Below are 11,586 nucleotides of genomic sequence, written 5' to 3'. Positions count from 1 at the left end.
ACAGACCCGATTCGGCTCGAAACTCGCCTGCGCGGGGGCGTCAGTAGCCGAGTTCGTCCAGCGCGTCTTCGACCGACGGGACGTAGTCGGCCCCGAAGACGCGGACGTGTTCGAGGAGCGGAAACAGCGCGTAGACGGGCGAGCGATGCTCGAAGAAGCCGTCGGCGATGGGTCGGCGTTCGTCGTAGGCGTCGAAGAAGGCGTCGCCCGCGGCGTCGAACCAGTCGATGTAGGCCAGTTCGACCTCGGGGTGGCCGTAGTAACACGCCGGGTCGAGGAAGGCGACGACGCGGTCGTCGCGGACGCGGAGGTTCGCGCCCCACACGTCGCCGTGGACGAGTCGCGGGGCCGCCGGTTCGACGAGGAGGGCGTCGAGGTCGGCGGCGACCGACTCGATTCGCTCGGCCGTCGCGTCTGGGAGTCCCGAACCGAGCGCCGCCTCGGTCCACGGCAGGAGGCGCTGGTCGCGGAAGAACGCGACCCACGAGTCGGTCCACGGGTTCGGCTGTCGGTACGGCCCGGAGAGGGTGTCGTAGGGGAAGCCGAACGCCGGCGCGGTCGTCTCGTGGAGCGCGGCGAGGTGGGTGGCGAGGTCGCGCTCGGCGGCGGAGGTCAACTCGGACGTGCCCTCGACGTAGTCGAGGACGAGCAGGTCGGGGTCGGCGTGGTGGACCGCGGGGACCGGAAGGCCGGCCGCGGCGAGCGAGTCGAGCATCGCGGCCTCCACGTCGAGCGGCGTGTCGCCCACCTTCGCGACGACGGGGTCGCGCCCGTCGAAATCGAGTCGGTAGACGCGGCCGACGTGTCCGCCGTCGAGTTCGGTCGTCGCGGTCGGCGGCGCGTCCGCCGAGAGCGCGTCCGTCACGCGGGCGACGAGGTCGGAATCGAGCGTCACACCCGATGTCGGGCGAGCGCCGACCTCAGTATGGCGGTTCCGTTCCGGCGACCGACTCGGCGTTCCGGAACCCTTAGATGGAGCGCCCGCGGACGGTTCGGTATGCGACTCTTCCGGTCGCGGGAGGTCGTCGGCATCGCGGCCGACGCCCTCGACTTCGCGCTCGAAGCCTCTGCGGAGACGCATCCGAACGAGTACATGGGACTCCTCCGCGGCGAGGAGGCCCGACGGGTCGGCGTCGACCGCGACGGCTACGTCGTGACGGACGTGCTCATCATCCCGGGGACGGTCTCGGACCCGTACAGCGCGACCGTCAGGAACGACCTCGTGCCGAACGACTTCCGCGCCGTCGGGTCGATTCACTCGCACCCGAACGGCGTCCTCCGCCCGAGCGACGCCGACCTCGACACGTTCGGGAGCGGCCGAGTCCACATCATCATCGGCTCGCCGTACGGCCCCGACGACTGGGAGGCGTTCGACCAGTCCGGCGAGGTCCGCGACCTCGACGTGCTCGACGCAGACCTCCCCGACCCCGAATCGTTCTTCGACTTCACGCAGGACGACATCGACGCGGAGTTGGACCGATGAGACGGGTCATCGCGCAGGGCACCTTCGACATCCTCCACCCCGGCCACGTCCACTACCTCTCGGACGCCGCGTCGCTCGGCGACGAACTCCACGTCATCATCGCCCGCGGCGAGAACGTGACGCACAAGCCGAAACCGATACTCGACGGCCGCCAGCGCCGCGACATGGTCGCCGCGCTCGACGTGGTCGACGAGGCGCATCTCGGCCACGCCGAGGACATCTTCGTCCCCATCGAGGAAATCGACCCCGACGTTATCGTCCTCGGCTACGACCAACACCACGACGAGGACGGAATCAAAGCCGCCCTCGACGCCCGCGGCATCGACTGCGAGGTCACGCGCGCGACGCCCCGGGAGCTCCGCCACGACGACGAACTGCTCTCGACGGGTCGCATCATCGACCGCATCGTCGAGCGACGCTGTTGAGTCGCCGTTCGTCCGGACGATAGCCGACTGCACTGCGGCCCGCGACGAGTTCTCCGACGACCGACCGCGACGAGCGCGAGCGTCGTCACTCGGGTGGAGCGTCGAAACAGAAGGGAGGAAGCGTTACTGCGTGGAGTTCGTCGCGGTAGAGTTCGAGGAGCCGGACGACTCGCTGTTGGCCGACTGCTGTTCGTCGAGCCAGTTCTGGTACTCGTCCTGCGAGACGACATCGACGGTGAAGTACATCTGGGAGTGCGCGACGCCGCAGTACTCGGTACAGTAGCCCTGGTAGGTGCCTTCCTCGTAGGCGACGGTCTTGATGGTGTTCGTCGAACCCGGCATCGCGTCCTGCTTGAGCGCGAGTTCGGGGACGTGGAATCCATGTATCACGTCCGTTGAGGTGACCTGGAAGTAGACCGGGCGGTCCTTGGGGATGACAATCTCGTTGCCGGACGAGAAGTTACCCTCCTCGGGGTAGTACATGTTCCAGCCCCACTGGTAGGCCTCCGCCGTGACGACGACCGGGTCGTCGTCCATGGCGATGTCGTTGCCCTGGTGCGTGACGTTCTCGTTGGCCAGCACGCCGTAGGAGGCGACGCCGACGAAAAGCAGGATAATCGCTGTCGCGATGGTCCACGTGATTTCGAGCCGGCGGTTCTCCTTGGTCGGCAGTGCGCGCTCGCTGTTGCGGAACTTGATGACGGTGTAGAGGAGGATGACCTCCACCAGCACGGTGATCGGGATAGCGACGTACAGCAGCTCCCCGTTCAGCTGGTTGATGAGTTCCGACGTGGCAGACGCCTGCGCGGCGGCGGGGGTGGCAACGAGCGCCATCGCGGCCGTCGCGAGCAGGGACGCGAGCGCGAAACGCGTCTTTCTCATGCTGAGCGAGACTTAGGAACAACCGCATAAATGCGTACCGACTCTCGGCCCGCCGTTTATCAACCCCTCCCCCTCATATCACGGGGAGCGACGCCCGAACGCGAGGCGGAAAAGCGCGGGTCCTAAATACGGGACGGTCCAACACGTCCGTAGGTGAATTTCGTGGCCACGAATCGCGATTCGAACACGTTCCACGGCCTGCTCGCGGCGACCGCGATGGGCGTCTATCTCCTGCTCATCGTCGGCGCGACGACCGCGCTCACGGACGCGACCGCCGCGTGCAGCGCGTGGCCCGCGTGCGGCGACGGCTTTTCGCTCCCCGCGACGCTCAACGGCTGGGTCGCCCTCGGCCACCGCGTCGCGGCCGTCCTCGTCGGCCTCCTCACGGTCGCCACGCTCGTCTCGGCGTGGCGGGCCGACACGTCTCGCCGGGTGCGAGCGACCGTCACTGCGTCGGCCGTGCTCTATCCCGCGCAGGCCGGCCTCGGCGCGGTCGTCGCCACCGTCGGCGTCGGCCCCGCCCTCTCGACGCTCCACTTGGTCCTCGGGATGGTCATCTTCGGCGGCCTCGTCGCCGCCCTCGCGTGGACGCTCGAAGCGGCCACCGGCGACCCCGACGACGCGCCGGTCGGCACCCCGTCGATGAGCCCCCCGGCCGACGACGGCGAGCGGCCGCCCGTCCCGACCGACCCGGTCGCCCGCGCGAAGGCGACGGTCAACGCGTACTTCCGGCTCATGAAGCCGCGGCTGATGTGGCTCCTCTGTCTCGTCGCGTCGGCGGCGATGGCGCTCGCCGGCACCGTCTCGCCCGGCCTCACGCCCGAAGTCATCGCGGCGACCCTCGGCGGCGGCGTCCTCTCTATCGGCGCGTCCGGCACGTTCAACCACGTCCTCGAACGCGACGTGGACCGCCGGATGCAACGGACCAGCGACCGGCCGCTCGCGGTCGACCTCGTGCCCGTCCGCAACGCGGTCGCGTTCGGTCTGCTCCTGACGGTCGCGTCGGTGGCGCTGTTCGCGTCCGTCAACTGGCTCGCGGCCGTCCTCGGCGTCGTCGCCATCGCCTTTTATAGCGTCGTCTACACGCTCATCCTGAAGCCCAACACGGTCCAGAACACCGTCATCGGCGGCGCGGCCGGCGCGCTTCCGGCGCTCATCGGCTGGGTCGCCGTCACCGGCGACGTCGGCCTCGGCGGCGTCGTCCTCGCCGTGGTCATCTTCATGTGGACGCCCGCGCACTTCTACAACCTCGCGCTGGCCTACAAGGACGACTACGCCCGCGGCGGCTTCCCGATGATGCCCGTCGTCCGCGGCGAGACCGAGACGCGAAAGCACATCCTCTGGTGGCTCGGCGCGACGCTCGTCGCCGCCGCCGGCCTCGCGGTCATGGACGCCCTCGGAGTCGTCTACCTCGTGACGAGCATCCTCTTCGGCGGCGCGTTCCTCTACTTCGTCGTGCGCCTGCACTACGAGCGCGACGACACCGCCGCCTTCCGGGCGTTCCACGCCTCGAACGCCTACCTCGGGATGTTGCTGCTCGCCATCGTCGTCGACACGCTCGCCATCTGAGAACCGCCTGCGACACCACCCACACACATGGCAACCGCATCCGCACTTCCCCGCCCCTCGCGGGCCAGTCTGCTCCGCGCCGCCTTCGCCGTGAACACGACGCTGATTCTGGCGTTCGTCTACCTGCTTTTCACCGAGGCGAGCGTCGGCGCGCCGCGCTACGCCGTCTACGGCGTCGCGTGGGTCATCGTCGGCCTCTGGGTCCTGTTCGACACCGACGTGGCACCCGCCTCGACCGCGACGAAGCGCAAGGCGGCCGCCGTCGCTGTCGGCTACTTCGCGCTCCTCGCGGTCGCCGGCGGCCTCGTCACCTCGCCCGTGCCCGGCGGCGCGAGCGGCGTCCGCGTCGCCTTCCTCCCGCCGGGATGGGGCCCGGCGCTCGTCTACGGCGGCGACCTGTTCAACCTCGTACTCATGCCGGCGCGGGTGGTCGGCTACGCGGCGCTCGCGTTCCTCGTCTACGACACGGTCGTCGAGGCGGCGGGCGCGGCCGTCTCCGGCGTCGTCGGCCTGTTCTCCTGCGTCTCGTGTTCGTGGCCCGTCCTCGCGTCGGTCGCCACGAGCGTCTTCGGCAGCGGAACCGCGGTCGCGGCGACCGTGACGACGCTCTCGTACGACCTCTCGACGCTGGTCTTCCTCGTCACCGTGGTGCTCCTCCGGTGGCGCCCCGGCTTCGGGAAGTAGGCGGGGTCGCTCCCGCGGGCACACTCACGACCCGCCCCCTCGCTTTTACCCGCGCGCCGTGAACGTCCGCGTATGACCCAGGTCGAAATCGAATACTGCGTCCCCTGCGGCTTCCTCGACCGCGCCGAGACGCTCCAGCACGCGCTGCTCGAACAGTTCGGCGACCGACTCGACCGCGTGGCGCTCGTCACGGGCGACCACGGCGTCCTCACCGTCATCGTCGACGGCGAGCGCGTCTGGGACAAGTCGGAAGACGAGTTCGACCCGGACCTCGTGCTCCGGCGGGTCCGCCCGCACGTCGGCTGAGCGGGGCGACCCGTGAAGTCACTCGAACACGCCGCCGTCGGCGCGGTCGCCGGGGCGGTCGCCGCGGTCGCCGTGGACCCGCCGGGGAGCCTGCCGCTTCTCGTCGCCGGCGCGGTGTTCGCGAGCGTCTTCGTCGACCTCGACCACTTCGTCATCGCCCGCGTCCAGCGCGGCGACTGGGCGAACCTGCGGCTCGCGGTGACGAACCCGCGGGTCGGCCTCCTCGACCAAGAGCGAGTGTTCGAGGAGTTCGACACCGAGTTCGACCGCAAACGCCTCCTGAGCCACCACCTCGCCGGCGGCGTCGCGGTCGGCGCGCTCGCGCTCTCGGGACTCGGCTCGCTCGCGGCGTTCCTCGCGGTCGTGCTCTACGTCCACGTCGTCTGCGACTTCCTCCGAGACCTCGGCATCGCGTGAAAAAAGCAGGCATCGGTCGAGCCGCCCGTAACCGCCCGCAGTCGCCGGCGGCCGCTCAGTGGCCCCAGCGCCGGCCGTCTTCGTCGTAGCGGGCGTTCATGATGCGCTCCCACTGGTCGGTCGAGATGTCCACGTCGGCCGCGCCGACGTTCTCGTCGAGCTGGTCGGTCGTTCGCGCGCCGACGATGGGGACGACCGTCGCCTCGGGGTAGTCCATCAGCCAGCGGAGCGCGACCTGCGCGGGGCTGGCGTCGACCTCGTCGGCGACGGCGCGAATCTCGTCGAGCACCTTCCAGCCGCGCTCGGAGACGTAGAACCGGTCGAAACGCTCGTCGAACGAGCCGCGCGCGCCGTCGGGCGCGACGTACTCGGTCGGGTCGTCGGGGTCGGCGCGCTCGTATTTGCCCGTGAGGAAGCCGCCCGCGAGCGGCGAGTACGGACAGACCGCGATGTCCTGGTCGCCGCACACGTCGAGGTAGTCTTTCACGTCCTCGTAGTAGCCGGCGTGGAACAGCGGCTGCGTCACGTCGAACCGGGCGTAGTCGTTGACGTCGGACTTCCACAGCGCCTTCGTGAGTTGCCACGAGGCCATCGTGGATGCGCCGAGGTAGTTGACTTTCCCCTCCTCGACGAGGCCGTTGAGCGTCCGGAGCGTCTCCTCGATGGGCGTCTCCTCGTCCCAGCGGTGGATGTAGTAGAGGTCGAGGTAGTCGGTGTCGAGTCGGTCGAGCGTGCCCTCGATTTGGTTGCGGATGTGGGTCCGCGAGAGGCCGCGCCCGTTGGGGTTGTCCTCGTCGAACGGGAAGTACACCTTCGAGGCGAGCACGTAGTCCTCGCGGTCGCGCTCGGCCAGCCAGTTGCCGATGTACTCCTCGGAGGTCCCGTTCGGATTCCCGTAGACGTTGGCGGTGTCGATGAAGTTCCCGCCGCGCTCCTCGAACGCGTCGAGGAGTTCGTGGGCTTCCTCCTCGTCGGTCTCCAAGACGCCGCTACTCTTTCGACCGAATCGCCACGTGCCGAAGCACAGTTCCGAGACGCGGGTGCCGGTCGACCCGAGTCGTCGATAGTCGAGGCTCATGGGAGACCCCACGACGGCCGGCGACTAAAGCGTGTGAGTAGCGGCGAGCGGTTCAGCGTTGTTCGTCGGCGTCGGGCGATTCGGCGGGGGCCACGTCCGCCGCGAGCAGGTCGCGCGCGACCGGTGCGCCGCCGACCGCGAGCGCGAGCAACAGAACCGCGAATCCCTCGGTGACGAATCCCTGCGACGGATTCGCGGCGAGGGCAGTCACGTGGAGCGCCACACCGACCAACGCGAGCACGACGGCGAACCGCTGGCGGACTGCGTCGTTCACGGCCGACCCACACGAGCCACCCGGGAACCCCTTGCGACTCGCCCGCACGCTTTTGCGGCTTCCGCGCGACTGATACACCATGTTCAGAGTCGCAGGTATCGGCCTCGGAAGCCTCGGGATGCTGGAGTGTCGCCTCCTCAACGAACTGGAGGGAGTGCGCGTCGTCGCCGGCGTCGACCCCGACGACGAGGTGCGCGAGCGGTTCGGAGGCGAGTTCGACGTGCCGACCTACGAGACGGCCGCGGAACTGCTGGACGCCGAGTTCCTCGACGCGGTGACCATCGCCTCGCCGCACACCGAGCACTTCGACCAGGCGCTCGACGCGCTCGACGCCGACCTCCACGTCCACCTCGAAAAACCGATGGTGACCGACCTCGGCGGCGCGCGGGCGCTCATCGACCGCGCCGAGGACCGCGGCCTCACCCTCGCGGTCGGCTACCAGCGCCACTTCGACCCGCGGTTCCACGAACTCCGGCGCGTCGTCGACAGCGGCCGCATCGGCGACCCGCACATGGTGGTCTGCCACCTCGAACAGGAGTGGATTCGCTGGACGAAAGACGAGTGGCGCGGCGACCCGTCGCTGTCGGGCGGCGGCCAACTGTACGACTCGGGGTCGCACCTCCTCGACGCGATGCTCTGGGTGACGCGCTCGAAGCCGGTGACGGTCGCCGCGGCGGTCGACCACCGCGGCCACGACGTGGACGTGAACTCGGCGCTCGCGGTCGTCCTCGACCGCGACGGCGACCGCCTCACCGCGAGCGTGGGCGTCTCCGGCGACGGACAGAGCGTCCCCGAGCCGGGCGAGTCGCTCCGCGTCATCGGAACCGAGGGGATGGTCGCCTTCGACGGCGAGACCATCGAGGTGACGGAGAGCGGAACGACCTACACCGCCGCGCCGCCGACGCCCGACTTCGAGGAGCTGACCCGGAAGAAGCTCCGGAACTTCGTGGACGCCGCGCGCGACGAAGCCGACCTCGCCATCCCGGCCGAGGACGCCCTGCGGGTGACCGCGCTGACCGAGGCGGCCTACGAGTCAGCGACGACCGGCAGGCGGGTCAACGTCGACGGCGACGCCTGAGCAGAGTGTGATTTGAGTTCTCGACTCGGGCCGTCACACCCCGGACAGCCGGTTCAGCGCGCCCGACGACCCGGTCACGACCCCTCGGTCGCTGGTGCAGACGTACAGTTCGCCGTCGGGGTCGCGGCCGAACGCGAGGACGTTCGTCCCGCCGTCGTCGCGGTCCGTCACGGGTAGCTCCGCGATGTCCCACGGGCGCGACTCGCTCGGGCGGGCGGCGAACAGTCTGCCCTCGGACTGCCAGTCGGCGAAGACGTACGCGCCCGAGAGGTCCGGAATCGCCTCGCCGCGGTAGACGTGGCCGCCGATGACGGCCACCCCGGACGGCCCGTCGCCGCTGTGGGGGTACTCCAGCACCGGGTCGATGAGCGGCGCGCCGTCGGGCGTCTCGGTCGGGCAGTTGCCCGCGCGAAAGCAGTGTGCGCCCTCGCGGACGTTCCAGCCGTAGTTGCCGCCGCGCTCCAAGAGGTTCACCTCCTCCCACGCGCCCTGTCCCACGTCGGCGACGTAGCAGTCCTCGCCGTCGAACGAGAGCCGCCACGGGTTTCTGAACCCCCACGCGTACTGCTCGTCGCGGCCGTCGGAGCCGACGAGCGGGTTATCCTCGGGGATTCCGTAGGGCCGGTCGTCGTCGCCCGAGACGCCGCCGGTCGAGTCCACGTCGATGCGGAGGACGCTCCCGAGGAGGTTCTCGGTCACGTCCTGTCCGTTGCCGCCCGGCACGGCGTCGTACCAGTCGTCGACGTGGCCGCGCCCCTCGTCGTTCGCGCCGCCGCCGTCGCCCGTGGCGACGTAGAGATAGCCGTCCGGGCCGAACGCGACGGCTCCGGCGTTGTGGTTCGACTGGGGTTGCGGGAGTTCGAGCAGCGTCCGCTCGGCGTCGGCCGAGACGGTCGTCGCTTCGGGGTCGACCGTCAGTTCGCTCAAGACGAACGTGTGGCTGTCGTCGGAGGGCGTTCCCGGTCGCCGCGGGGCGCTGTACCGGAGGTAGAGCCGCCCGTTGTCGGAGAACTCGGGGTGGAAAGCGACGCCGAGGAAGCCGCGCTCGTCGTAGCCGCCGACGTCGACGACGCGGTCGGTGATGTCGAGATACGATTCGCTTCGCAGTCCAGAGTCGTCGTGCAACCAGATTCGACCGGGCTGGTCGACGACGAACCGTCGGCTCCCGCCGAACGCCTCGGGGATGGCCACGTCGACCGGCGAGGCGAACCCGGTCGCCACCGTCTCGTAGGCGACTTCGAGGCCCGCGAGCGAGCCGCCGCCCCCGGAATCTGCGGTCGCGGTCGAGCCGTCGGTCTCGCCGGTCGTCGCGTCGCTGTCGGTCGTCGCTCCGGCGTCGTCGGTCGGTGCGCTCGCACAGCCCGCGAAGCCGCCCAAGAGAGCCGCGCCGGTCGCGGCGAGGAACTCGCGTCGGGACCCGTTCATGTCAACGTAGTACAGCGCGAGCGGAGTAAGGCTTGCTGCGGTCGGGTCGGTTAGGGCCCCGCGCTCGTCCGCCGGCCCCGCGACTCGAATCGAGCGGCGATTCCGAATCTCTTACCACCCGATAGTGACGACGGGTACGACATGGACGAGGTACTCGCCGCCGACGGCCTCAGGAAGTCCTACGGCGACGTGGAGGCGCTCTCGGGCGTCTCCCTGTCGGTCGCCGCGGGGGAGGTCTTCGGCCTCATCGGTCCGAACGGCGCGGGGAAGACGACGCTGGTTCGCGCCCTCACGGGCACGACCGCGGTTGACTCGGGGTCGGCGGCCATCCTCGGACGCGACCCGACCGAGGTGGACCGCCAGCGCCTCGGCGTCCTCCCGCAGGAGTTCCGGCCCGCGGGTCGGCTCACCGCCCGCGAACTCGTGGCCTACTACGCGGGGCTGTACGACGACGCCCGCGACCCCGACGCGGTGCTCGACGAGGTCGGCCTCGCAGACGCCGCCGACACGTGGTACGAGAACCTCTCGGGCGGCCAACAGCGCCGCGCCTGCATCGCGCTGACGCTCGTCAACGACCCCGACGTGCTGTTCTTGGACGAGCCGACCACCGGCATCGACCCGGCGGGCCGCCGGTCGCTGTGGGGACTCGTCGAAGACCTCGCCGCCGGCGGGACGACGGTGTTTCTCACCAGCCACTCCATGGCGGAGATAGAGCGCCTCGCCGACCGCGTGGGCCTGCTCAACGCGGGCGAACTCGTCACGGTCGGCCAGCCGGACGCCCTCGTCACCGAGTACGGCGGCGAGAGCCGCCTCGTCGTCCGAACCGACGGCGACGCCGATGCCGACGCGGCCCTCGGCTCGGTGTCGCTCCCGGCCGCGCTCGACGCGACGGTGTCGGGCGACGGCATCACCGTCCACGGCGTCGGCCCGCGCGACATCGGCGACGTGGTCGCCGCCTTCGACGACGCGGGCGTCGTCTACGAGTCGCTCGTCTGGAAACAGCCCGGCCTCGAAGAGGTCTACCTCTCTTTGACCGGCGAGCAGTTCGAGGCGGCCCGTCCCGCCGCGGCCGCCGCGGTCGGAGGTGACAGATGAGCCTCGCCGCCCGCGTCCGCTCGGAGTTCGTCGCCTCGTGGCACTCGTTCCTCCGGCGGCGGACGGCGGTCTTCTTCACGTTCTTCTTCCCCGCCATCATCGTCGTCATCTTCGGGGCGCTCGTGCAGACCCAGCCGACCGGCGGCGGCCTGTTCGCCGAGCCGAAGGAGTACTACATCGCCGGCTACCTCGCGGTCGTCGTGCTGTTCACCCCGCTGTCGCGGGTCGGCAGCACCATCGCGCGCCACCGCGAGGGGAGTCGCTTCGAGAAGCTGGCGACGACGCCGCTGTCGCGCGCTGAGTGGCTCCTCGCGCACTCGCTCGTCAACGTCGTCGTCATCGGCCTCGCGGCGCTGTTGCTCCTCGCGCTGTCGGCGCTCGTGACGGGCGCGTCGATTCCGCTGACGCCCGCGACGCTCGCAATCGTCCCCTTCGTCGCGCTCGGCGTGACGCTGTTTTGCGGCCTCGGGGCCGTCATCGGGAGCGTCGCGGACTCGCAGGACGGCGTCATCGCCGCGAGCAACGCCATCGCGCTGCCCCTGTTGTTCCTCTCGGAGACGTTCGTGACGCCCGACCTGCTCCCGGCGTGGTTCGTCCCCGCGCTGAATCTCTCGCCGCTCACGTACTTCGCCCGCGGCGTCCGGGCGCTCACCTACGGCGGCGGCGACTGGCTCACCAACCTCGCGGTTCTCGCGGCCCTCGCGGTCGTCTTCTTCGCGGCGGGGACGGTTGCGATTCCGCGGACCGACTGAGGCGGAGACGCGCGACCGCGCCGCGACGCGCAGCGCGGCAACCGTGGCTCACGGGTGTGCTCGGAGCGCTCCCCGAGGGCGTCCGGCGCGCCCGCAAACTCAAGCCTTAACCCGCGGC

14 protein-coding genes are annotated in these 11,586 nt (G+C 70.1%); 9 read left to right on the top strand and 5 right to left on the bottom strand.

The genetic code is table 11. The features are described 5' to 3' along the window. Nucleotides 1-40 precede the first annotated feature (40 nt). On the bottom strand, nucleotides 41-895 hold the full coding sequence (locus DEQ67_RS05175) for a fructosamine kinase family protein (RefSeq protein WP_115802379.1): 855 nt from the start codon (nucleotides 893-895) through the stop codon (nucleotides 41-43). A gap of 102 nt (nucleotides 896-997) precedes the next feature. Between DEQ67_RS05175 and DEQ67_RS05170 the strand changes: the two genes are divergently transcribed. After that, on the top strand, nucleotides 998-1,483 hold the full coding sequence (locus DEQ67_RS05170; RefSeq protein ID WP_004064059.1) for a Mov34/MPN/PAD-1 family protein: 486 nt from the start codon (nucleotides 998-1,000) through the stop codon (nucleotides 1,481-1,483). Next, the gene (locus DEQ67_RS05165; RefSeq protein ID WP_004064061.1) at nucleotides 1,480-1,908 is read left to right on the top strand and encodes an adenylyltransferase/cytidyltransferase family protein; all 429 of its coding nucleotides are present in this window, start codon (nucleotides 1,480-1,482) and stop codon (nucleotides 1,906-1,908) included. The genes DEQ67_RS05170 and DEQ67_RS05165 overlap by 4 nt, the downstream gene beginning before the upstream one ends. Before the next feature lie 123 nt (nucleotides 1,909-2,031). On the opposite strand, the gene coxB is transcribed toward DEQ67_RS05165, so the two are convergent. Then, nucleotides 2,032-2,790: a cytochrome c oxidase subunit II gene (gene coxB, locus DEQ67_RS05160; RefSeq protein ID WP_004064062.1), complete on the bottom strand. Its 759-nt coding sequence runs from the start codon at nucleotides 2,788-2,790 to the stop codon at nucleotides 2,032-2,034. A 162-nt stretch (nucleotides 2,791-2,952) separates the two neighbouring features. Between coxB and DEQ67_RS05155 the strand changes: the two genes are divergently transcribed. The 4 genes from DEQ67_RS05155 to DEQ67_RS05140 all read left to right on the top strand — a co-directional run bounded on the left by DEQ67_RS05155 (nucleotide 2,953) and on the right by DEQ67_RS05140 (nucleotide 5,766). Further along, nucleotides 2,953-4,359, top strand: a complete 1,407-nt coding sequence (locus DEQ67_RS05155; RefSeq protein WP_115802378.1) for a heme o synthase — start codon at nucleotides 2,953-2,955, stop codon at nucleotides 4,357-4,359. A gap of 27 nt (nucleotides 4,360-4,386) precedes the next feature. Then, complete coding sequence (locus DEQ67_RS05150) at nucleotides 4,387-5,043, top strand: DUF7546 family protein (protein WP_115802377.1); 657 nt, start codon at nucleotides 4,387-4,389, stop codon at nucleotides 5,041-5,043. 72 nt (nucleotides 5,044-5,115) lie between these two features. Next, nucleotides 5,116-5,349 carry a SelT/SelW/SelH family protein gene (locus tag DEQ67_RS05145; protein ID WP_115802376.1) on the top strand — a complete coding sequence of 78 codons (234 nt, stop codon included), beginning with the start codon at nucleotides 5,116-5,118 and terminating at the stop codon, nucleotides 5,347-5,349. A 12-nt stretch (nucleotides 5,350-5,361) separates the two neighbouring features. Continuing rightward, nucleotides 5,362-5,766 carry a metal-dependent hydrolase gene (locus DEQ67_RS05140; RefSeq protein ID WP_115860155.1) on the top strand — a complete coding sequence of 135 codons (405 nt, stop codon included), beginning with the start codon at nucleotides 5,362-5,364 and terminating at the stop codon, nucleotides 5,764-5,766. Nucleotides 5,767-5,821: 55 nt separating this feature from the next. On the opposite strand, the gene DEQ67_RS05135 is transcribed toward DEQ67_RS05140, so the two are convergent. Together DEQ67_RS05135 and DEQ67_RS05130 are read right to left on the bottom strand one after the other, a co-directional pair. Next, nucleotides 5,822-6,844 (bottom strand): aldo/keto reductase, encoded by a 1,023-nt coding sequence (locus DEQ67_RS05135; protein ID WP_115802374.1) that lies wholly within the window; start codon nucleotides 6,842-6,844, stop codon nucleotides 5,822-5,824. Nucleotides 6,845-6,896: 52 nt separating this feature from the next. Next, a complete protein-coding gene (locus tag DEQ67_RS05130) occupies nucleotides 6,897-7,118 on the bottom strand; it encodes a hypothetical protein (protein WP_115802373.1) in 222 nt (73 codons plus the stop codon). Between the two features lie 79 nt (nucleotides 7,119-7,197). On the opposite strand from DEQ67_RS05130, the gene DEQ67_RS05125 reads away from it, so the two are divergent. Beyond that, the gene (locus DEQ67_RS05125; RefSeq protein ID WP_115860157.1) at nucleotides 7,198-8,196 is read left to right on the top strand and encodes a Gfo/Idh/MocA family protein; all 999 of its coding nucleotides are present in this window, start codon (nucleotides 7,198-7,200) and stop codon (nucleotides 8,194-8,196) included. A gap of 33 nt (nucleotides 8,197-8,229) precedes the next feature. Here the strand turns inward: DEQ67_RS05125 and DEQ67_RS05120 are convergent, their stop codons facing one another. Then, the gene (locus tag DEQ67_RS05120) at nucleotides 8,230-9,621 is read right to left on the bottom strand and encodes a PQQ-dependent sugar dehydrogenase (protein WP_115860159.1); all 1,392 of its coding nucleotides are present in this window, start codon (nucleotides 9,619-9,621) and stop codon (nucleotides 8,230-8,232) included. A 141-nt stretch (nucleotides 9,622-9,762) separates the two neighbouring features. Between DEQ67_RS05120 and DEQ67_RS05115 the strand changes: the two genes are divergently transcribed. Together DEQ67_RS05115 and DEQ67_RS05110 are read left to right on the top strand one after the other, a co-directional pair. Continuing rightward, a complete protein-coding gene (locus DEQ67_RS05115) occupies nucleotides 9,763-10,716 on the top strand; it encodes an ABC transporter ATP-binding protein (protein WP_006600503.1) in 954 nt (317 codons plus the stop codon). After that, nucleotides 10,713-11,468 (top strand): ABC transporter permease, encoded by a 756-nt coding sequence (locus DEQ67_RS05110; protein ID WP_006600504.1) that lies wholly within the window; start codon nucleotides 10,713-10,715, stop codon nucleotides 11,466-11,468. The genes DEQ67_RS05115 and DEQ67_RS05110 overlap by 4 nt, the downstream gene beginning before the upstream one ends. The last annotated feature ends 118 nt before the right edge of the window (nucleotides 11,469-11,586 follow it).

Source organism: Haloferax sp. Atlit-48N (assembly GCF_003383015.2).
In the GTDB taxonomy this organism is placed as follows: Archaea; Halobacteriota; Halobacteria; order Halobacteriales; family Haloferacaceae; genus Haloferax; species Haloferax volcanii.
Note: the sequence above shows the minus strand (reverse complement) of the source record. Positions and strands in the feature narration are given on the sequence as shown.